This window comes from Mesorhizobium sp. M0968, assembly GCF_040319065.1.
Classification (GTDB): domain Bacteria; phylum Pseudomonadota; class Alphaproteobacteria; order Rhizobiales; family Rhizobiaceae; genus Mesorhizobium.
The window spans coordinates 32,464-52,267 of the sequence record NZ_JAMYNL010000001.1 but is presented as its reverse complement, the minus strand read 5'-3'; the positions used below and the strand labels follow the sequence as shown (position 1 = coordinate 52,267).

Annotated in this window: 13 protein-coding genes and 1 pseudogene; 9 read left to right on the top strand and 5 right to left on the bottom strand. The window is 62.0% G+C overall.

Translation table 11 applies throughout. The features are described 5' to 3' along the window. Positions 1-92: 92 nt before the first annotated feature. The 4 genes from tauA (at position 93) to ssuD (ending at position 4,000) form a co-directional block, all read left to right on the top strand. Complete coding sequence (gene tauA / locus NKH67_RS00225) at positions 93-1,100, top strand: taurine ABC transporter substrate-binding protein (protein ID WP_352503197.1); 1,008 nt, start codon at positions 93-95, stop codon at positions 1,098-1,100. A gap of 69 nt (positions 1,101-1,169) precedes the next feature. Continuing rightward, positions 1,170-1,964, top strand: a complete 795-nt coding sequence (locus NKH67_RS00220) for a taurine ABC transporter ATP-binding protein (RefSeq protein WP_352503198.1) — start codon at positions 1,170-1,172, stop codon at positions 1,962-1,964. Further along, entirely contained in the window at positions 1,961-2,809 is an 849-nt protein-coding gene (locus NKH67_RS00215; protein WP_352503199.1) for an ABC transporter permease subunit, read from the top strand. The genes NKH67_RS00220 and NKH67_RS00215 overlap by 4 nt, the downstream gene beginning before the upstream one ends. Positions 2,810-2,851: 42 nt before the next feature. Next, positions 2,852-4,000, top strand: coding sequence for an FMNH2-dependent alkanesulfonate monooxygenase (ssuD, locus tag NKH67_RS00210; protein WP_352503200.1), 1,149 nt, complete (start codon positions 2,852-2,854; stop codon positions 3,998-4,000). 267 nt (positions 4,001-4,267) lie between these two features. On the opposite strand, the gene NKH67_RS00205 is transcribed toward ssuD, so the two are convergent. From NKH67_RS00205 to NKH67_RS00195, 3 genes are all read right to left on the bottom strand, one after another. Then, complete coding sequence (locus NKH67_RS00205; RefSeq protein ID WP_352503201.1) at positions 4,268-4,876, bottom strand: hypothetical protein; 609 nt, start codon at positions 4,874-4,876, stop codon at positions 4,268-4,270. A gap of 209 nt (positions 4,877-5,085) precedes the next feature. Then, positions 5,086-6,366, bottom strand: a complete 1,281-nt coding sequence (locus NKH67_RS00200; protein WP_352503202.1) for a GNAT family N-acetyltransferase — start codon at positions 6,364-6,366, stop codon at positions 5,086-5,088. Further along, the gene (locus tag NKH67_RS00195) at positions 6,366-7,766 is read right to left on the bottom strand and encodes a lipopolysaccharide biosynthesis protein (RefSeq protein WP_353030129.1); all 1,401 of its coding nucleotides are present in this window, start codon (positions 7,764-7,766) and stop codon (positions 6,366-6,368) included. The genes NKH67_RS00200 and NKH67_RS00195 overlap by 1 nt, the downstream gene beginning before the upstream one ends. Before the next feature lie 134 nt (positions 7,767-7,900). Here NKH67_RS00195 and NKH67_RS00190 point away from each other — a divergent pair. The 4 genes and pseudogenes from NKH67_RS00190 (at position 7,901) to NKH67_RS00175 (ending at position 14,947) form a co-directional block, all read left to right on the top strand. Continuing rightward, positions 7,901-9,565: pseudogene (locus NKH67_RS00190) on the top strand (type I restriction-modification system subunit M). Continuing rightward, complete coding sequence (locus NKH67_RS00185) at positions 9,565-10,737, top strand: restriction endonuclease subunit S (RefSeq protein ID WP_352503204.1); 1,173 nt, start codon at positions 9,565-9,567, stop codon at positions 10,735-10,737. The pseudogene NKH67_RS00190 and the gene NKH67_RS00185 overlap by 1 nt, the downstream one beginning before the upstream one ends. Positions 10,738-10,871: 134 nt before the next feature. Then, complete coding sequence (locus NKH67_RS00180) at positions 10,872-11,729, top strand: DUF4268 domain-containing protein (RefSeq protein ID WP_352503205.1); 858 nt, start codon at positions 10,872-10,874, stop codon at positions 11,727-11,729. Next, complete coding sequence (locus NKH67_RS00175) at positions 11,726-14,947, top strand: type I restriction endonuclease subunit R (protein WP_352503206.1); 3,222 nt, start codon at positions 11,726-11,728, stop codon at positions 14,945-14,947. Before NKH67_RS00180 ends, NKH67_RS00175 begins: the two co-directional genes overlap by 4 nt. A gap of 164 nt (positions 14,948-15,111) precedes the next feature. Here NKH67_RS00175 and secA read toward each other — a convergent pair whose 3' ends face one another. Further along, on the bottom strand, positions 15,112-17,844 hold the full coding sequence (secA, locus tag NKH67_RS00170) for a preprotein translocase subunit SecA (RefSeq protein ID WP_352503207.1): 2,733 nt from the start codon (positions 17,842-17,844) through the stop codon (positions 15,112-15,114). A 252-nt stretch (positions 17,845-18,096) separates the two neighbouring features. Between secA and NKH67_RS00165 the strand changes: the two genes are divergently transcribed. Continuing rightward, complete coding sequence (locus NKH67_RS00165; RefSeq protein WP_352456658.1) at positions 18,097-19,014, top strand: peptidylprolyl isomerase; 918 nt, start codon at positions 18,097-18,099, stop codon at positions 19,012-19,014. 43 nt (positions 19,015-19,057) lie between these two features. On the opposite strand, the gene NKH67_RS00160 is transcribed toward NKH67_RS00165, so the two are convergent. Further along, positions 19,058-19,714 carry a TetR/AcrR family transcriptional regulator gene (locus tag NKH67_RS00160; RefSeq protein WP_352503241.1) on the bottom strand — a complete coding sequence of 219 codons (657 nt, stop codon included), beginning with the start codon at positions 19,712-19,714 and terminating at the stop codon, positions 19,058-19,060. Positions 19,715-19,804 lie beyond the last annotated feature (90 nt).

The window sequence follows — 19,804 nt, the reverse complement described above, 5'->3', positions numbered from 1 at the left end:
AGTCTATAATATCAGTGGACTTTAATCCAACGCTCTTTGAATAGGGCGGGCAGTCGAGGGGTTTGCCCTCTGTTCAAAAGGATTAAGGCTCCATGCGAAAACTTATTTCCGCCGCCCTTGTCGGGCTTGCCATAGCGGCCACATCCGCTGCAGCGCATGCCGACGACAAGAAAGTCGTCATCGCCTACCAGACCGGTGCCAATCCCTACAATCTCGGTATTGCCAACGGCGATCTTGCCAAGAAAACCGGCTGGAACATCGAATATCGCCGCTTCAATTCCGGTGCTGACATCTTTGCTGCCATCGCATCCGGCGACGTCCAGATCGGCGATGTCGGATCAAGCCCGTTCGCCGCAGCCGTCAGCAGGGGCATCGACGTGAAGGCCTTCTACATCTCCTCGGTCTCCCGTGACGGAGAAGCCCTGGTGGTGCGGCCCGATATCAAGTCGCCGGCCGACCTGCGGGGCAAGAAGCTCGCGGCCGCGCCGGTATCGACGGATCATTACCAGCTTCTCGCCGTCCTCAAGCAGGAAGGCATTTCGGAGAAGGAAACCCAGGTCATCGCCATTCCGCAGCCCGAAATCGTCGCTGCCTGGAAGCGCGGCGACATTGACGGGGCCTTCGCCTGGGATCCGGCACTCTCTGAACTCAAAAAGGACGGCAAGGTTCTGCTCACAGCCGGCCAGGTCGCCGACCGTGGAGCGCCGACCTTCAGCGCGCTGGTCGTGACCGGCGAGTTCGCCAAGGCCAATCCCGACTTCCTCGGCCAGTATGTCCGGCTGATCGACGGCTACAACACCGCCTACCTGAGTAACCCGGCCGCATGGGGACCGGACTCAGAGAGCGCCAAGCTGATCGCCGGCCTGCAGGGCGGCACGGCGGCCGAGAATTCGGAGCAGTTGAAGACGACTGTGGTTCCGCCGCTCGACGAGCAGGTGTCCGACAAATGGCTGGGCGGTGGCGACAAGAGCGCCGTTGCGAAAATCCTCAAGGACACCGCAGGCTTCCTGAAGGACCAGCACAAGATCACCGCCATCAAGGACAGCTACGCCGCGTTCGCCGATCCGGAATACGCAGACGCTGCCAAGGCCTCGAACTAGAAATCACCTGACGAAATTCAGGTTCTGGCTGGCGGAATTCTCGCCAGCCAGACTGCTTGGAGGCCCACCATGCTTCGGATCCGCGATGCCAGCGTGACCTTTCCGGCCTCGGATGGCCAGGACGTACACGCGCTTGATCACGTCTCGCTCGATATCGCTCCAGATTCCATCGTTGTCGCGGTTGGTACTTCCGGATGCGGCAAGTCGACATTGCTCAACGCGATCGCCGGCTTCCTGCCGCTCACCGAAGGCACGATCACACTGGACGGAAAAGAAATTGTCGCGCCCGGCGGCGATCGTGGCGTCGTCTTCCAGAAAGATACCTTGCTGCCCTGGGCCAATGTGCTGGACAATGTCGCTCTCGGCCTGAAATACCGAGGCGTGCGGCGCGGCGAACGCCATGAGCGATCGAGGCGTCTGCTGGAACTGGTCGGGCTCGCCGATTTCGCCGAAAAGCCGCCCTATGAACTGTCCGGCGGCATGCGCCAGCGAGTCGGCATCGCGCGGGCGCTGGCCACCGATCCGAAGATCCTGCTGATGGACGAGCCGTTCGGCGCCCTCGACAGCCTGACGCGCGAGACGATGCAGCAGCTTCTGGCCTCGGTCTGGGCCAAGACCGGCAAGCAGATCCTGTTCATTACCCATTCGATCGAGGAAGCCCTCACGCTCGGCACCACCATCGTTGTGATGTCGCCTCGACCAGGCCGCATCGTTGCCCGGTTCGACGCCGACTTCGTTCGCGACTTCGCTGAGAGCGGCGACATCGGGCCGATCCAGTCCCACCCGCGTTTCATCGAACTGCGGCAGGAAATCCGCTCGCTCATCCACCAGCCGGAAGGCGCCCGCACAGGAACCTTGCAATGACGCTCGCCGCCAATTCCGGAACCTCTTTTTCGTCTTCGATAGCTCAGCGCGCGCCGTCTCCCAAGACACGCCGGTCCGCTTCGACAAGCACGCTCGGCATCAGCCTGGTCACCCTGGCGTCGCTCATCGCGTTGTGGTTTTTGGCCACGCGCTTCGGCTGGGCGTCGCCGCTGTTCCTGCCGTCGCCGGCCGAGGTACTGACCCAGTTCAGCGCCGTCTGGGCCGATGGGTATGCCAACGGTACGCTCCTCGAGCACACACTCGCCAGCCTCGGCCGCATCGCCGCGGCGCTCGGTGTCGGCATTTTCCTGGGCGTTCCGCTCGGCCTGCTGATGGGACTCAATCGCTGGGTCAAGGGCATCTTCAGCGTTCCGATCGATCTCTACTGGGGTCTGCCGCCTTTGGCCTACCTGCCGCTGCTGATCATCTGGCTGGGCATCGGCGAAACGTCCAAGATCGTGCTCCTGTCGCTGTCGACCTTCGCCCCGATCTGTTTTGCCGCACAGGCCGGCGTCCGGTCGGTGCCGGCCGAACGCGTCAATGCCGCGCTGTCGCTCGGTGCGAGCCGGCTGCAACTTTTCACCAGCATCATCCTGCCGTCCGCGTTGCCGGAAATCATGACCGGCCTGAAGATTGCCATCGGCGCCGGATTGTCCACGCTGGTAGCGGCCGAGCTGATCGCGGCCCAGTCGGGCCTCGGCTACATGATCATGTCGGCGGCCAATTTCCTCGCCACCGACGTCGTCTTCGTCGGCCTCATCGTCATCGCCATCCTTGCCTTCGCCTTTACCAGCGGCATGCGCTGGCTGGAGCATCGCCTCATCCCCTGGAAGGGCAAGATCTGACGCTTGCCTAGACATTCCGCAATCGCTGAAGGAAACAATCCGATGTCCAGCAACACCCGTCCGCTCGACCTCTACTGGTATCTGCCGACCCATGGCGATGGACCGTATCTCGGCACGGACGAGCGGCACCGCCCGGCAACCTTCGGCTATCTCAGGGAGATCGCCCAGGCTGCGGACCGGCTTGGCTTCAAGGGCGTGCTCCTGCCGACAGGAACGCGTTGCGAAGACGCCTGGATCGTGGCGGCCGGGCTGATCCCGCTCACCGAACGGCTGAGGTTCCTCGTGGCACTTCGGCCGGGCAGCGGAACACCGGCGCTGTTTGCGCGTCATGCGGCCACTCTGGACCGCATTTCCGGTGGTCGTGTCCTGCTCAATGTCGTCACTGGAGCCGACCCGGCCGATCTCGCCGGCGACGGCAACAAGCTCAGTCATGACGAGCGCTATGCACAGACCGACGAGTTCCTGACGATCTGGCGGCGGATCCTTTCGGGTGAGCCGGCGGATTTCGACGGCAAATATCTTTCCGCCCACGGCACCGACATTTCCTTCCCGCCGGTTCAGCGGCCGCATCCGCCACTCTGGTTCGGAGGCTCTTCGGATGCCGGCATCGCGATCGCCGCCAAGCACGTGGATACCTATCTGAGCTGGGGTGAACCGGTGGACCAGCTTGCCGAAAAGATCGCCCGCGTCAGGGAAGCCGCAGCGGCGCAAGGCCGCATGATGCGCTTCGGGCTTCGCGTTCACCTGATCGTACGCGAAACGGAGGATGAGGCGTGGGCGGCGGCCGACCGGCTGATCAGCCACGTCACCGACGACCTGATCGCCGAAGCCCAGAAGGGATTTGTCCACATTTCGGAATCCGTCGGCCAAAAGCGCATGTCGGCGCTCCATCAAGGCCGCCGCGACCGGCTGGTCGTCGGCCCGAATCTATGGGCGGGACCGGGGCTGGTGCGCGGCGGTGCGGGGACGGCCCTGGTCGGCAATCCCGACAATGTTGCCGCGCGCATTCGCGAGTATCAGGAGATCGGCATCGAAACCATCATCGCGTCCGGCTATCCGCATCTGGAAGAGGCGTTCAACGTCGCTGAATTGCTTTTCCCCAAACTCGGCCTGAATGGCGAAGCCGCACCCCAGGAGCGCAGCTGGGACGTCGAGTTCGGACGCCCCAAAGTCACCGCGTCCGCTTCGTGACGACCTGCCGATAGCGTCGGCCAGAGCGATGTCATGTCACTTCGCGACGGCGATCGGAGCGAGGCTGCGGCCAGGTCCAATGACATGGCTTTCGGGAATCGACCGAGAGCAACGAGCGTCCTGGCTAACCGCCGGATAAAGTTAGGATAGGCCATATCCGGCCGCTCAAGCGAGCTCGGCTGGCGTTATCCCAGGAGCCCTCCTGGGATAACTGCTATTGAGGCCGCGGCCGGTCCCTCCGACAGCCTCAGGCGGTAACGAGGTCGCTCACATCGGCCCCGGCACCATCTTGGTCGGCTGCTCCGGCATCGGGAACGCATAATTGTCGCATTTCACGTCCGGGTTCGTCGGGCTGAACATTCCGAGCGGGTTGTCCTTGAACAGCCAGGCGTGAAGGTCGTAGTGGTGGAACTCCTTCGGGATGAGCGGATAATGCCCCTCCATGGGCCCCATGAATGTCTGGCCGAAAAGCTTCGGCGGCTCCTTGGTGTCGGGCGTCAAGGGCACGAGCCATTCCACGCCGACCAGGCGCAATTCGCCGCCGACCGGCTCATAGATCAGCACATTGGGACGCGTCGGATCCGCGGTCGGGCCGACAGTCGTGACATTGACGAAATGGATGCCCATCGCGCCCTTCGGGTAGTCCATCGCCCCCTCTACCTTTTCGCCGCTGTAGGAGACGCATCCTACCGTCGATAGATAAAGCTCGCGAATGGCAACCTTGTAGTCTTCATACCTGGACAGCGATTTACGCAGGGCATCGATCTCGGCTTTGTCGGGTTCGGCCGCCCGAGGAGTGGCGGCGTTCAGACACGCGCCAACGAGACCTGCCAAGGCGAGGATACCGACACGCCTGAGGTGAGTTGTTTTCATCATGCATTCCTCCCGGATTTTTTTCTTCTGGCCGTGCAGGACCGAGGCGGCAGTGATGCTGGACGCGCGGCCGTAATTGATCGCCTCATCCCGGTTGGGACTGCGTCGATGCTAATCCTTTCCGCTGATCGGGAGAATTAACCCTGACGACCTAGGCCCGAGCGGGCCGACGGTGCAGAGACGGACGGTCGGGCCCGCTTTGGACCGATGCACTAGCGCCGGCGCAGCAGGCTCCTCATCCGGTTGCGCAGCAGGCGCGCCATGTTGCGGGTTTCGCGGTAGAGGTGAAGCTGCGACGCCGCCTGGCGGGCGGGGCGGTCGGCGTCCGGCGTCAGCCCGATCACCAGCGTGCCCATGGGCTTGCGTTCGCTCCACAGCCGGCTCATCACCGGATGGTCGGGCACCGCGCAGGAATCGGTCATCATGATGTTGGGGTCGTCGAGATGCTGCCTGGTCACCTCGATCATCAGCAGCGTGCCCGGCGAATAGGCAGCGAGCGTCTCGTCATAGGCGGTCTTCCAGGTGTAGGCGACGCCGGCCTCGACGAAGACGACCAGGCAGGCGATGGTGCGGCCGTCGAGCGTCAGCGAATGGATGCGGCAAAGATCCTGTTCGGCCAGCCGGTGCACCGCTTCGCGGGCGAAGGCGGCGCGGTAGCGGTCGATGGCCATGGCGGTGCGCTCGCGGCCTTTCCAGCCGGCGGCCTCCAGCGTCAGGAAATTCTCGATGGCATGGCGGATCTCGTCAGGCCCGCGCGCCACGACATGCTCCAGCCGGCCGAGGTCGGCAAGGCGGCGCTTCAGGCGGCGGAACTCGCGATAATGGTGCGCGCGCAGCGAAGCTTTCAGATATTCCTCGCCATCGAGCTCGCTTTCGAGCACCGGGCGCTCGGCCTTGCCGGTGGTGACCAGCGTCAGGCCGCGCGTTTCGGCGACGCTGGCGAGCAGGCTCGCCACCGGGCCATCCAGCCTTATGTCGGGCAGGACGAAGACCTTCGGCAGCTTGAGATGAGGCCTCGACAGCATCGCGAAGAAATCCTCGATGACGCCGATCGGATCGTCGCGGTCGACCAGGGGCGTGCCGATCGGGCCGAACGGGCTCGACCAGGTGCGCATGACTGGAACCCCGAGCGGCACCATCGGCCGCTCGACCGAGAACGGCACCAGCAGGCGCAGCCGGTTGCGATACTGGTCACCGTCCCGGATGACGGCCAGCCGCACCTCGCGGTCCTCCAGCCTGGGCATGGCCGGCGCCAGGAAGCGCGGATTGAAGAAGACGTTGGGCTCGATCGTGCGGGTACAGAGATAGTCGAGCTCCTCGACCAGGTCGAAGCCGGCGGAGGCCGGATAGATGGCAAGCTTGCGCTCGGGCCGGTTGTTGGCGAGGATCTCGACATGGGCGGGGTCGGCTTCGCGGGCAAGCCCGGCAAGGCCGGACACCATGGCGCCGGCCGGGCCGCCGCTGGTTTCCTCGAGCAAGGGGACGGCAGCCATCAGGCGGCTCCTTTGGCGGGCACGAAAATGACCATGACGATGCCGAGCTTGCGCCAGACCGTGAAGGACAGCGCGCCGGCCTCGAAGATCATGGCGAAGACGGTGGCCATCGCCGCGCCCCACAGGCCGAAGAGCGGGATCAGCACGACGCTAAGCGCGATGTTGAAGGCCAGCGTCATGGCGTAGACGGCGGCGCAGATATTCTGGTTGCCGCTCATGGTGAGCAGGCTTTCGCAAGGGCCGACGGCGGCCCGCGCGACGACGCCGAGCACCAGCAGGAACAGCAGCGGATAGCCGGCGGAAAATTCCGGGCCGAACAGGGTCAGCATCGGCTCGCCCAGGGCCAGCACCAGCAGCGCCATCGCCAGCGACGGCCAGAAGGTCCACGACACGGTTTCGCGGGCAAAGGCGGCGAGCTTTTGCGGTTCGCCATGGGTGAATTGCGCATAGCGCTGGGCGACGCCGGCCTTGACCGCGAAATAGACGAAATGCACCAGCGCCAGCGTCTTGACGGTGGCGAAATAGACGGCGACGTCGTTGGGATGGAGATAGGCGCCGACCATCAGCACGTCGGCATTGGTGAGCAGGAAGAAGAAGCTCTCGACCAGGAAGATCGGCAGCGAGACGATGAACCATTGGCCGAAATGCAATTTCATCGGTCCGGCCGGGATCCTTTTGTCGATACGCGACGTCACGCCGATGAGCTGGCCGAGCGTGGTGGCATAGGTGGCGGCGATCGCGGCGAAGATCGCCGTTCTGGCGTCCGGCGCGTAGCCTGCCAGCAGCATCAGCGCCATGAACGCCAGGATCAGCAGCGGCCGCACCAGGAATGTCGGCGACAGCGCAAACAGCGCCCAGGAATTGGCCCGCGCCAGCCCTTGCAGCAGGTCGGACATGGCGATCATCGGCAGGCAGATGATGCCGAGGATGAACGGCACGACATAGTAGTCTTCGATAAAGGCCGACAGCAGCCAGACGCCGAGCGCGCCGACGCCGGCGATCAGCGTCGAGGCAACCAGCACGAACAGCCGGCTGGCCCGCACGATGCCGCGCAGTTCGGCCATCATGCCGCGCTCGCGATATTCGGGAATGAAGCGGATGATCGAGGTGTGGAAGCCGAGGCAGGCGAGATTGCCGACGATGACCATCGTCACCCACACGAGCACGAAAATGCCGTATTCGAACGACCCCATCCAGCGCGCCATCAAAACCTGGCTGACGAAGGCGATGACGGCGCTGACGATGCGGACCGAAAAGGCGATCAGCGACATGCGGCCGGCCTCGCCGCGCGCGCCGGCGCTGAACAGCACGGCATCGATCAGGCCAAGCAGCGGCCTTATGCGCAGCGCAAGGCGCTGCGGCAGGAACCGCCCGGCTGTCGTCGCCGCGGAAAAGCGCACCCAATACTCTCCGTTTTCCGCCAATTTACAGGGGTTGGGTGTAGCGGAGACACATTAAGAAACGGTTGGGTGGGCTTTCCTTCGCCCCGTCTCTATACGGGGAGAAGGTGCCGGCAGGCGGATGAGGGGCGGCCATGCCTAGAGAATGCGAGCCCGATCCTGACGCTCGGGTTGCCATTTTTAACCCTTGGGCTGTAATGGTTGGAGAAGATCGAGGGGGAGTGCATCCGATGGCGATTGATCTGGCCGAGATCGAGAAGAGGCTGTGGAGCGTTGCGGATCAGCTCCGCGCCAATTCCGGGCTGAAGCCGTCGGAATATTCCCGTCCCGTCCTCGGACTGCTCTTCCTGCGCTATGCGGAGACCAGGTTCGCTGCAGTTGAGAAGGACTTGCAGCCGCGCGAAGGCAGCCGCCTCGGGCCGCCTGGACCTGATGCCTACAAGGCCCGCAACGTCATCTATCTGACGCCTGAATCGCGCTTCTCGCATCTCCTGCAATTGCCCGATGGATCAAACCTCGGTCGGGCACTCAATCATGCGATGGAGGACATTGAGAAGCACAATCCCGATTTGGCCGATGCGCTGCCGAAGAACTACGGCGCGGTCGGCGATGGCATCCTGCGTGAGCTTATAAAGCTTCTTGCTCCGGTCGAGATCGCCGGTGACGCTTTTGGCAAGGTGTACGAGTATTTCATGGGCTCGTTCGCGTTGCAGGAAATGCAGAAGGGCGGCGAATATTACACGCCGTCGAGCATTGTCCGATTGATTGTCGAGATTATCGAACCGTATCGCGGGCGCATCCTCGATCCTGCCTGCGGTTCGGGCGGCATGTTCGTCCATTCGGCGGATTTCGTCCGGGCGCATCAGAATGCTCCTGAAAAAGAGCTTTCGATCTACGGCATCGAGAAGGTCAGCGAGACGCTGCGGCTTGCCAAGATGAATCTCGCCGTCCACGGGCTCAGCGGGACGATCATGGATGCCAATGCATACTACGACGAGCCCTTCGCCGATCTCGGCGGCATGGTCGGCAAATTCGATTTCGTCATGGCCAATCCGCCCTTCAATGTGACAGGCGTCGACAAGGAGAAAGAATCGGTCGCCAAACGGGCTGACCGCTTCCCTTTCGGTCTGCCAAAGCCAGACAATGGCAACTATCTCTGGATCGAACTGTTCTGGTCAGCGTTGAATGAGACTGGCAGGGGTGGCTTCGTCATGGCCAATTCTGCCTCTGATGCACGAGGCTCGGAAGCCGAAATCAGGCAGAAGCTCGTCGAGACCGGCGGGGTCGACGTGATCGTCTCGGTTGGCCCGAACTTCTTCTACACGGTGACGTTGCCCTGCACGCTCTGATTCCTCGACAAGCGCAAATGTAAAGGCAAGCGGGCTGATCAGGTGCTGTTCATCGACGCCCGGCACACTTTCCGTCAGATCGATCGCGCGCATCGTGACTTCACCGACGCCCAGGTCGAGTTCCTGGCTAACATCGTCCGCTTGTGGCGTGGTGAGGAGATCGAAGCCAACTGGGGCAGTCACGACTTACTAGCGGCGAATGGGCTCGACAATAGCTATTCCGATGTGCCGGGCCTGTGCAAGGCGGCGACCCGCACTGAGATCGAAGCTCAGGGCTGGAGCCTCAATCCAGGCCGATATGTCGGCGCAAAGCCAGGCGAGGCCGAGGACGTCGATTTCGCCGAGCGCCTAGAGGAATTGCAAGAGGAGTTCGAGCAATTGACGGCCAAGGCGCGGACGCTAGAGGAGCAGATCGGAATAAATGCCGGGTTGATCTTGGAGACCCTGTGATGTGGCGCGACAGCACCCTTGGCAATCTCGTGTCTTTGCAAAGAGGATATGACTTGACCGAAGGAGAACGCACCTCCGGTCCCGTTCCGGTTATCGGTTCGAATGGTCGTAATGGCTGGCACAACAAGGCACGTGTTTCAGGTCCCGGTGTGACAGTCGGGCGAAGCGGGGCATCGGCGGGGGTCGTTACCTATGTCGCCGAACCGTTTTGGCCTCATAACACTGTTCTGTATGTCACCGACTTCAAAGGTAATGAGCCACGTTTTGTTGCCTATCTCCTCAGTACGCTGAATCTCGCTAGTTACAATTCTGGCAGTGCCCAGCCTTCACTAAACCGCAACTTCCTATATCCCAAGGCAATACGGGTTCCCTCGATTGATCAGCAACGCCGCATTACTTCGATCCTCTCCGCCTACGACGATCTGATCGAGAATAACACGCGGCGGATCGCGATCTTGGAGGAAATGGCACGGCGATTCTACGAGGAGTGTTTCGTCCATTTCCGCGCCCCTTGTGTGCAAGGACTGCCGCTCGTCGAGAGCCCGATCGGGCCGATCCCGCAAGGATGGGAGGTTACCCCGCTTGACACCATTATTGATTTTGACCCGCGCGTGCATGTTCCGAAAGATAAATTGAATACTTTTGTCCCGATGACATCCCTCCAAACGGATTCAATGATCTTGGGTGAGTTTGGGATCAAGAAGGGCAATAGTGGCTCGAAATTCCAGAACGGTGATACGCTCCTTGCGCGGATCACTCCTTGTTTGGAGAATGGAAAGACTGGGTTTGTTGACAACCTTCCGACAGATGATGCCGTCGCTTGTGGATCGACCGAGTTTGTCGTGATGAGAGGCGTGAAAGTTCCTTCCGAGTTCGTCCAGTTGTTAGCGAGGAATGATGCCTTTCGGGCTCATGCAATCAGGAGCATGTCAGGAGCAACTGGGCGTCAACGAGTTCGGCGGGCAAGCCTTGAGCAGTACGAGATTGCTAGGCCCGATGATAAGACATTGAACCACTTCGCAAGCTTGGTGGCGCCTATGTTCAGGCTCTGCCGAACCTTGGCAGATACCACTTCCAATCTGCGCGTCCAGCGCGATCTCCTCCTGCCCAAATTGATCTCCGGCGAGATCGGCGTATCGGAAGGAGAAGAACTTATGGAGGCGGCGGAGTGACCTTCCCCAGGCTTGGACGGCTGACGACGATTTCCGCCAAGGCTGTCTGGCTGCACGAAGCACAGACTTTCACTCCATGGCTAGCCGAGAACCTCGACCTGCTCGGCGAGGCCCTTCAGATCGGTGAGCTGGAATTGAAGGCGACCGAACTGCCGGCCGGCGAATTTCGTCTCGACATTCTGGCTGAAGATGAGAGTGGCAACCCGGTTCTGATCGAGAACCAGTTCGGCAATACCGATCATCGGCATCTGGGGCAACTCATCACCTACATTGCCAGCCAGAGAAGCGATGTCACCGCCATCTGGATCGCCGAGTCGATCCGGGAAGACCATCGTGCCGCAATCGACTGGCTGAACAGCACGACCAAGGAAGGCTTCAACTTCTTTGCGGTGGAAGTCGAAGCGCTGAAGATTGGCGACAGCGACCCAGCGCCATTCTTTCGAGTGGTCGCCCAACCGAACAATTGGGCACGGGCGGTCGACGCCAAGGTTTCGAGCGAGGGCGAATTAGCCGAGCGGCACAAGGTTCGCTTAGCTTATTGGGCATCGTTCGCTGAGTATCTGCGCAAGAACGATCCTTCTTTCGCAATTAATCGACAGAACAAGGACAATTGGATCCAATTTCGCATCGGCCGTGCTGGGTTCGCAATCCTCTGCACGATCAGCACAAGCAAGCAGCGGATTGGTGTGGAACTCTATTTATTCAATGACCCGCTCAAAGTCGGCATCCGCGAGCTGAAGCTCAACCGCGCGGCGATCGAGGCCGCTATCGGCGAGCCGCTCGAATGGCAAGAATTGCCGAATAAGAAGGCCAGCCGCATTGCGCTCTACAGGAATGATGTCGACCCTTCCGAAACGGGCAGCTATTCCGACCTCCACGCTTGGATGCTCGACAAGATGCAGAGGTTCCGGCTGGTATTTGCCCCGCGAGTGAAACTGCTCGATCTTGGTGCTGACGGCAGCGGGAACGGTGAGCCCGACGAGGCCGCATGAGCGAAGGGGATCATCTCGTCTATGAGCAGAGGGCGTCGAGTTATCGCGGCTTCTCCGAAGATGAGCTTATCGAACAACCCGCCATCGACCTTTTCAAGGCTCTTGGCTGGCAGACAGCCAATCTCTACGGCGAGTTCGGTACTCCCGCGACGCCACGGACGAGCCCGGAGGGGCGAGAATCGCGCCGTGACGCATTTCTCCCAAATCGCCTTCGAGCGGCCCTCTCCGGACTGAACCCCGGACTGCCGCAATCCGCCCTAGAGGAAGCCTATGCGTCGCTGACAAGCGAACGCACGGCACTGGAGCCGGTCCGCGCCAATGCCGACTTGCACCAAATGCTGCGCGACGGAGTGAAGGTGAAAGTTCGCTCATCGGGCGGATCGCTGCGCGACGAAACAGTCCGCGTTGTCGACTGGGCGAATGCCAGCGCGAATGACTTCTTGCTTGCCAGTCAGGTCTGGTTCTCGGGCGATCTCTACACCCGCCGTGCCGATCTGGTCGGTTTCGTCAACGGGATACCGCTGCTCTTTATAGAACTGAAGGCGCTCTATCGCTCGATCGCGGACGCCTATGAGGGCAACCTCAAGGACTATCGAACCGCAATTCCACAGGTCTTCGTTCCCAACGGCTTCGTCATCCTTTCCAATGGCCATGAAGCCAAGCTCGGAGCGCCGCTCGCGCCGTTCGAGTTCTTCACTGACTGGAAGAAGATCGACGACGAGGAGGAAGAGGGCGTCGTCTCGCTGGAGACCTTGATCAGGGGCACTTGTCGTCCCGAACGCTTCCTCGGCATCGTCGAGAACTTCATTGCCTTCCAGGAGGGCGAGAAGGGCCTGATCAAGATTCTCGCCAAGAACCACCAGTATCTCGGCGTAAACCGCGCGATGGAGGCCGTCGGTAAGCTGAAGGAGAACCAGGGCCGTCTCGGTGTCTTCTGGCACACGCAAGGATCGGGCAAGAGCTTCTCCATGATGTTCTTCAGCCGCAAGGTGCTGAGGAAACGTCCTGGCGACTGGACCTTCGTCATTGTCACCGATCGCACGGAACTCGATGACCAGATCGCCGATACGTTCTCGTCGTGCGGTGCGCTTACCAAGGACCGGCAACTGGTGCAGGCAGACTCGCGCAAACATCTCCAAGAGCTGCTTTCAGGGAACGAGCGTTACATCTTCACGCTGATCCAGAAGTTCGGCACCGAGCGCGGCGAAATCTATCCGCAATTGTCGGCTCGCTCCGATATCATCGTCATCACCGACGAGGCGCATCGCAGCCAGTACGATGTACTTGCCGCCAACATGCGAGCGGCACTCCCCAACGCCGCTTTCCTCGGCTTCACCGGCACGCCGCTGATAGCAGGTGAAGAGGAACGCACACGCGAGGTGTTCGGCGACTATGTCTCGGTCTACGACTTCGCTCAGTCGATCGTGGATGGCGCGACAGTGCCGCTCTATTACGAAAGCCGGTTGCCAGAGCTGCAGCTCAAGAGCGCCGACCTCGACGAAGAGATAGCCAAGGTTCTTGACGAAGCCGGGCTCGATCCCGAAGCGGAAGAGCAATTGGCGAAGCGCTTCGCCAAGCAATACCACCTCATCACCAACGATGACCGGCTCGACAAGATAGCGGCCGATTTGGTGCGTCATTTCACCGGTCGCGGTTATCGCGGCAAGGCGATGTTTGTGGCAATCGACAAGGCGACCGCCGTGCGGATGCACGACAAGGTGCAGGTGCATTGGACCGCGCATCTGAAGCAAGAGCGGACCCGCATTGCAGCACTCACGGATGCTGTCGAGCGGACGGCGCTGGAGGAGCACTTGGCGTGGCTGGAGGCCACGGACATGGCGGTCATCGTCAGCCAGTCGCAGAATGAAATCGAGGTCATCGCCAAGCGCGGAGCCGACATCCGACCGCACCGTCAACGGATGGTCAAGGAGGAACTCGACGAACGCTTCAAGTCGGCGGACGATCCGCTGAGGTTGGTCTTTGTCTGCGCCATGTGGATCACCGGCTTCGACGTGCCGACCTGCTCAACGATCTATCTGGACAAACCAATGAAGAACCATACGCTGATGCAGACGATCGCTCGGGCGAACCGTGTCGCGCCCGGCAAGCAGGCGGGCCTTATCGTCGACTATGTCGGCGTGTTCCGGAATCTCAAGGAGGCGCTGGCGATCTATACAAGACCTCGCCCCGGCGCGGAGACTGACCCGATCAAGGAGAAGGCCCAGTTGCTTGCCGAAGTCAAAGCGGCGCTGGACAAGGCGCTGGCTTTTGCCGCCGTGCGAGATGTTGATCCGGATGCAGTCATCGCCGCGCAAGGCTTTGAGCGCGCTGCAAAGATCAGGCAAGCGGCAGAAGCCTTGCTCGGTACCGACGAGGCCAAACGCGCGTTCCTTGGGCTGGTGAGCACGGCGTGGAAGCTCTTCAAGGCAGCGCTGCCGGATCCGGCCGTGCTTCCCTATCGGGGTGCTATGGTGGTCCTTCAGGTCATAGCGGAGACGATGCGCAGCCTCACAAGGGCCGGTCCGTCAAAGGACCTTGAAGCTGTGCTTGCAGAGATCGAACGGCTCGTCGATCAGGCGATCTCAGGCATCGCGATCCGCGCTCCGATACTTCAGGGCGGCGATCTGAAGAAGTTGCTCGATCTGTCGACGATCGATTTCGACAAGCTCGCCGCACTGTTTGCCCAAGGCTCCAAGAAGACCGCCACAGAGGTCCTGAGGGGCACGGCGGAGAAACGGGCAAAGGACCTCGCGGCCAAGAACCCGGCCCGTGTGAGCCTTCTGGAGCGGCTGCAGAAGCTGATCGACGAATACAACACCGGCAGCATGGATATCGAGGAACTGTTCCAGCAACTGATGGCCTTTGTCGGCGATCTCGACGAGGAAGAGCAGCGCCACATCCGCGAGGGTTTGAGCGAGGAAGAACTCGCGATCTTCGATATCCTGACCAAGCCCGAACCGAAGCTGACAAAGACCCAGGAGATCGAGGTCAAGAAGCTGGCGCGGGAGTTGCTCGCCAAGCTCAAGAAGGAGAAGCTCGTTCTCGACTGGCGGTCCAAGGAAACGGCAAAGGCGGGCGTAAGGCAGACGATCGGCGAAGAGTTCGACGCTCATCTGCCCGAGGTCTACGACCGCAAGCTGTTCGAGGAGAAAGTCCAGAGGACTTATCAATTCGTGTTCGAGCGGATGGGAACTTCAAACGAGCGTACGGCGCTGTAGGGCGGCTGAAGGCGGCATAGGCCCGGCGGGACAGCGCCCCCCTCTGGCCTGCCGGCCATCTCCCCCTCAAGTGGGGAGATCGGCCAATCGCGAAAGTCCGCGCTGCCCCTCATCCGCCCTTCGGGCACCTTCTCCCCGTGAACGGGGAGAAGGAAAGGCGCGCCTTACGCAAACGCCCCGTGACAATGCTTGTATTTCTTGCCCGACCCGCACGGGCAGGCCTCGTTGCGGCCGACCTTGCCCCAGGTCGCCGGGTTCTTCGGGTCGCGGTCTTCGGGGGCGACGATGGCGTTGGTCTCCTGGCGGACCAGAACGGCCGTCTCGCCGCCTTCGAAATCGTCCTCGCCGGTGAAGCCGTCGATATGGCTGCCGAACATGTCGGGGGCTTCGGGCGGCGGCGCATCGGCCGCCTGGCGGACCAGCTCGACGCGCATCAGCTGCGCGGTGACGGCCTGGCGCAGATTGCCCAGCATTGCCTGGAACAGCTCGAACGCTTCGCCCTTGTACTCCTGCAGCGGATCGCGCTGCGCATAGCCGCGGAAGCCGACGACCGAGCGCAGATGGTCGAGATTGACGATGTGCTCGCGCCACAGATGGTCGAGCGTCTGCAGCACCACCGAGCGCTCGACATAGGTCATCACGTCGGGGCCGAAGCGCTCGGCGCGTTCCTTGGCGGCGGCCTCGGCGGCCTGGCTGATGCGCTCGCGGATGTCGTCCTCGGCGATGCCTTCTTCCTTGACCCAGTTCTCGACCGGCAGATCGAGGTTGAGGAATTCGGCGATCTCGGCCTTGAGGCCGGCAACGTTCCACTGCTCGGCATAGGCGTTTTCGGGAATGTTCTTGGCGACGATCTCCTCGATGACGCCTTCGCGCATCTCTGTGATGGTCTCGGACAGGCCCTCGCCGTCCATCAGCTCGATGCGCTGCTCGAACACCACCTTGCGCTGGTCGTTGGAGACGTCGTCATATTTCAAGAGGTTCTTGCGGATGTCGAAGTTGCGCGCCTCGACCTTCTTCTGCGCCTTTTCCAGCGCCTTGTTGATCCAGGGGTGGATGATCGCCTCGTCTTCCTTGAGACCGAGCTTCTGCAGCATGCCGTCCATGCGCTCGGAGCCGAAGATGCGCATCAGGTCGTCCTGCAGCGACAGGAAGAATTTCGAGCGGCCGGGATCGCCCTGGCGGCCCGAGCGGCCGCGCAACTGGTTGTCGATGCGGCGCGATTCATGGCGTTCGGTGGCGAGCACGTAGAGGCCGCCGGCGGCGAGCGCCTTTTCCTTCAGCCGGGCAATGTCGTCGCGGATTTCCTTTTCCCTGGCCTCGCGCTCGGGGCCGGCCGGCATGTCGCCAAGCTCCTCGGCGATGCGCATGTCGGCATTGCCGCCGAGCTGGATATCGGTGCCGCGGCCGGCCATGTTGGTGGCGATGGTGATGGCGCCGGGCTTGCCGGCCTGGGCGACGATCGCCGCCTCGCGCTCATGGTGGCGGGCGTTCAGCACCTCGAAATCCTTAAAACCTTCCTTGCGCAGGCGCTCGGCCAGTTGCTCGGACTTCTCGATGGAAGTCGTGCCGACCAGCGTCGGCTGGCCCTTGGCGCGGGCTTCCTTGATCTCCTTGACGATCGCCTTGTATTTCTCCTCGACCGTCCGGTAGACCTCGTCGTCTTCGTCAATGCGGATGACCGGCAGGTTGGTCGGAATCTCGGTGACGTCGAGATTGTAGATGTTGGCGAATTCCTCGGCCTCGGTCAGCGCCGTGCCGGTCATGCCGGCGAGCTTCTTGTAGAGGCGGAAGTAGTTCTGGAAGGTGACCGAGGCGAGCGTCTGGTTCTCCGGCTGGATCGCCACATGCTCCTTGGCTTCGAGCGCCTGGTGCAGGCCCTCCGAATAGCGGCGGCCGGGCATCATGCGGCCGGTGAACTCGTCGATGATGACGATCTCGCCGTTGCGCACGATATAGTCCTTGTCCCGCTGGAACAGCCGGTGCGCCTTCAGCGCGTTGTTGACGTGGTGGACGATGGCGACGTTCTCGACGTCGTAGAGCGACTCGCCCTTGAGCAGGCCGGCATCGCGCAGCATGTTCTCCAGCTTCTCGGTGCCTTCCTCGGTGAAGATCGAGGTCTTCTGCTTCTCGTCGATCTCGTAGTCCTGCGGCTGCAGCTGGATGATGAAGGTGTCGATGGTGTTGTACATTTCCGAACGGTCCTCGAGCGGACCGGAAATGATCAGCGGCGTGCGGGCTTCGTCGACCAGGATGGAATCGACCTCGTCGACGATGGCGTAGCTGTGACCGCGCTGCACCATCTGGGCGCGCTCGTATTTCATGTTGTCGCGCAGATAGTCGAAGCCGAGCTCGTTGTTGGTGGCGTAGGTGACGTCGGCGGCGTAGGCGACGCGGCGCTCCTCGTCGGACAGGCCATGGACGATGACGCCGACCTTGAGGCCGAGGAATTTGTAGACGCGGCCCATCCATTCGGAGTCGCGGGTGGCCAGGTAGTCGTTGACGGTGACGACATGGACGCCGTTGCCGGCGAGCGCGTTTAGGTAGACCGGCAGCGTCGCCACCAGCGTCTTGCCTTCGCCGGTGCGCATCTCGGCGATGCCGCCATTGTGCAGCACCATGCCGCCGATCAGCTGCACGTCGAACGGCCGCATGCCGAGCACGCGGCGGGCGGCCTCACGCACGGTGGCGAAGGCCGGCACCAGGAGGTCGTCGAGACTGGCGCCGTTGGCGATGTCCTGGCGGAATTTGTCGGTGCGGGCCTGAAGCTCGGCGTCGGAAAGCGCCCGCATCTCGTTTTCCATGGCATTGATCGCCTCGACGCGCGGCCGGGTCGATTTGACCCGACGATCGTTGGAGGAGCCGAAAACCTTACGGGCGAGACCGCCGAGACTGACCATCCAATGGCCCTTTCGATAGCATTCCAAGTCATTGCGACAGGCGCCGGCTGGCCCCATCAAATGCGCGTGAACGCGGACAAACGCAAAAAGCGCCCGGAAAACGGTTCTGGACGCAAAGTCGTTGGACAGATAAGAGGGGGCTCATTCGATGTCAACGCCGCGCTCGCCCTGTCGACCGCGCCAAATTCCGCCACAATCTTGCTGGTCTGGAAGCCATTCCGCTCTAGCTACCCCGCTTTGGAGATAATCGTAATGTCAGTATTGTTCCGCCGCGCGTCGCTCGCCAGCCTTGGTCTGGCATTCGGGCTATCGGCCCTCTCGCTGTCGCCGCTGATGGCGCAGGAAGCCGCCCCTGCCCAGCCGGCAGCACCCGCTCCGGCGGCCAAGCCGGTCGATCCGAACGCCGTGGTCGCCACCATCAACGGCCAGACGCTGACCGAGGCAGACCTTGGGCTTGCCGAGGGCGAGCTGTCGCAGCAGTTCGCGCAGCTTCCGCCCGAGCAGCGCCGCGCCGCGGCACTTTCGGCGGCGATCGAAATCCGCGTCATGGCGGCTCAGGCGGTGACCACCGGCCTCGACAAGGACCCCGACTTCCAGCGCCGCATGGCCTTCCTGCAGCAGCGCGCGCTGCATGGCGAAATGGTCGAGAAGGGCGTCGTCGACAAGGTTACCGATGCCGAGGTCCGCGCCCGATACGACCAGGAAATCGCCAACACGCCGCCCACCAATGAGGTGCACGCCCGTCACATCCTCGTGAAGACGAAGGAGGAGGCAGACGCCATCATCAAGCAGCTCGACGGCGGCGCCGACTTCCAGAAGCTTGCCAACGAGCACACCAGCGATCCGAGCGGCAAGACCAGCGGCGGCGATCTCGGCTGGTTCGGACCTGGCCAGATGGTGCCGGAATTCGACAAGGCGGTGTTTGCGCTGGCGGTCGGCAAATATACCGACCAGCCGGTGCAGTCGCAGTTCGGCTGGCACGTCATCAAGGTCGAGGACAAGCGCACCAAGCAGCCGCCGGCGTTCGACCAGGTCAAGGACCAGGCGCGCCAGGCGGTCATCCGCGACAAGTATTTCGCGCTGGTCAAGTCGCTGCGCGCCAACGCCAAGGTCGACATCCCCGATGCGAACCTGAAGAAGACGGTCGACGCGCTGGAAAGCGCCAAATAGGCCAGACTGGGCTACGACAGGGCGCGCTGCCGCCCTGTCGCTTCTATTTGGTAGGGCGAGCGATGATGCGTCGACGCCGCCGCCGGACCGCCGTGGCGTGGTCGGCATCGTCAGCGACTATGCCTTTCAAAACATAGCCGACCGCCCTGCGCAGCGTCGCTTCGTCCTCGTCCAGGCGGTTCGTCAGAAGATGCGTCCAGGCGAACGAGGCAATCAGGTCGGCGACGACAGTGGCATCGACGTCGGCAGCTATTTCTCCCCTTGCCTTGGCGCGTTCGACCATCTGGCCGGTGTGGATGCGACGCCCTCTTGCGTATTCGGCGAGGGCGGCGGCGGCTTTTTCGTCCGACTGCGCCTCGGCAATCAGCGATCTGAACACGCTGCCCGACGACGTGTCGCGCCAATGCGCGAACAAGCTCTTCAGGAAGCCGACGAGATCCTCCGCAAGGTTCCCGGTATCGGGATTATCGACGCGCTTTTGCCGCTGATAAACGTCGAGCAGCAAGGCGGCCTTGCTTGGCCACCAGCGATAGATCGTCGGTTTTCCGGCGCGTGCGCGGCGTGCCACCGCCTCAATCGAGAAGCCGGAATAGCCGGCTTCGACCAGTACCGCCTCGGCGGCATCGAGAATGGCATCGGCGCTTTCCGGGCTGCGCCGTGCGCCAGCCGACTTGCGCCCGGGATCGGTGATTTCGCCCATCTCTTCTTCCTTACCCGCGATTTCGCCAGCCATCATATACAACTCTTGACGAAACGGAACGATCCGTTTTATATGTAACGGAACGTTCCG

What these genes read in the sequence shown, in the direction of transcription:
- tauA (WP_352503197.1), top strand. Translation starts at nt 93, where the DNA reads ATGCGAAAACTTATTTCCGCCGCCCTTGTCGGGCTTGCCATAGCGGCC.
- NKH67_RS00220 (WP_352503198.1), top strand. Translation starts at nt 1,170, where the DNA reads ATGCTTCGGATCCGCGATGCCAGCGTGACCTTTCCGGCCTCGGATGGC.
- NKH67_RS00215 (WP_352503199.1), top strand. Translation starts at nt 1,961, where the DNA reads ATGACGCTCGCCGCCAATTCCGGAACCTCTTTTTCGTCTTCGATAGCT.
- ssuD (WP_352503200.1), top strand. Translation starts at nt 2,852, where the DNA reads ATGTCCAGCAACACCCGTCCGCTCGACCTCTACTGGTATCTGCCGACC.
- NKH67_RS00205 (WP_352503201.1), bottom strand. Translation starts at nt 4,876, where the DNA reads ATGATGAAAACAACTCACCTCAGGCGTGTCGGTATCCTCGCCTTGGCA.
- NKH67_RS00200 (WP_352503202.1), bottom strand. Translation starts at nt 6,366, where the DNA reads ATGGCTGCCGTCCCCTTGCTCGAGGAAACCAGCGGCGGCCCGGCCGGC.
- NKH67_RS00185 (WP_352503204.1), top strand. Translation starts at nt 9,565, where the DNA reads ATGTGGCGCGACAGCACCCTTGGCAATCTCGTGTCTTTGCAAAGAGGA.
- NKH67_RS00175 (WP_352503206.1), top strand. Translation starts at nt 11,726, where the DNA reads ATGAGCGAAGGGGATCATCTCGTCTATGAGCAGAGGGCGTCGAGTTAT.
- secA (WP_352503207.1), bottom strand. Translation starts at nt 17,844, where the DNA reads ATGGTCAGTCTCGGCGGTCTCGCCCGTAAGGTTTTCGGCTCCTCCAAC.
- NKH67_RS00165 (WP_352456658.1), top strand. Translation starts at nt 18,097, where the DNA reads ATGTCAGTATTGTTCCGCCGCGCGTCGCTCGCCAGCCTTGGTCTGGCA.
- NKH67_RS00160 (WP_352503241.1), bottom strand. Translation starts at nt 19,714, where the DNA reads ATGGGCGAAATCACCGATCCCGGGCGCAAGTCGGCTGGCGCACGGCGC.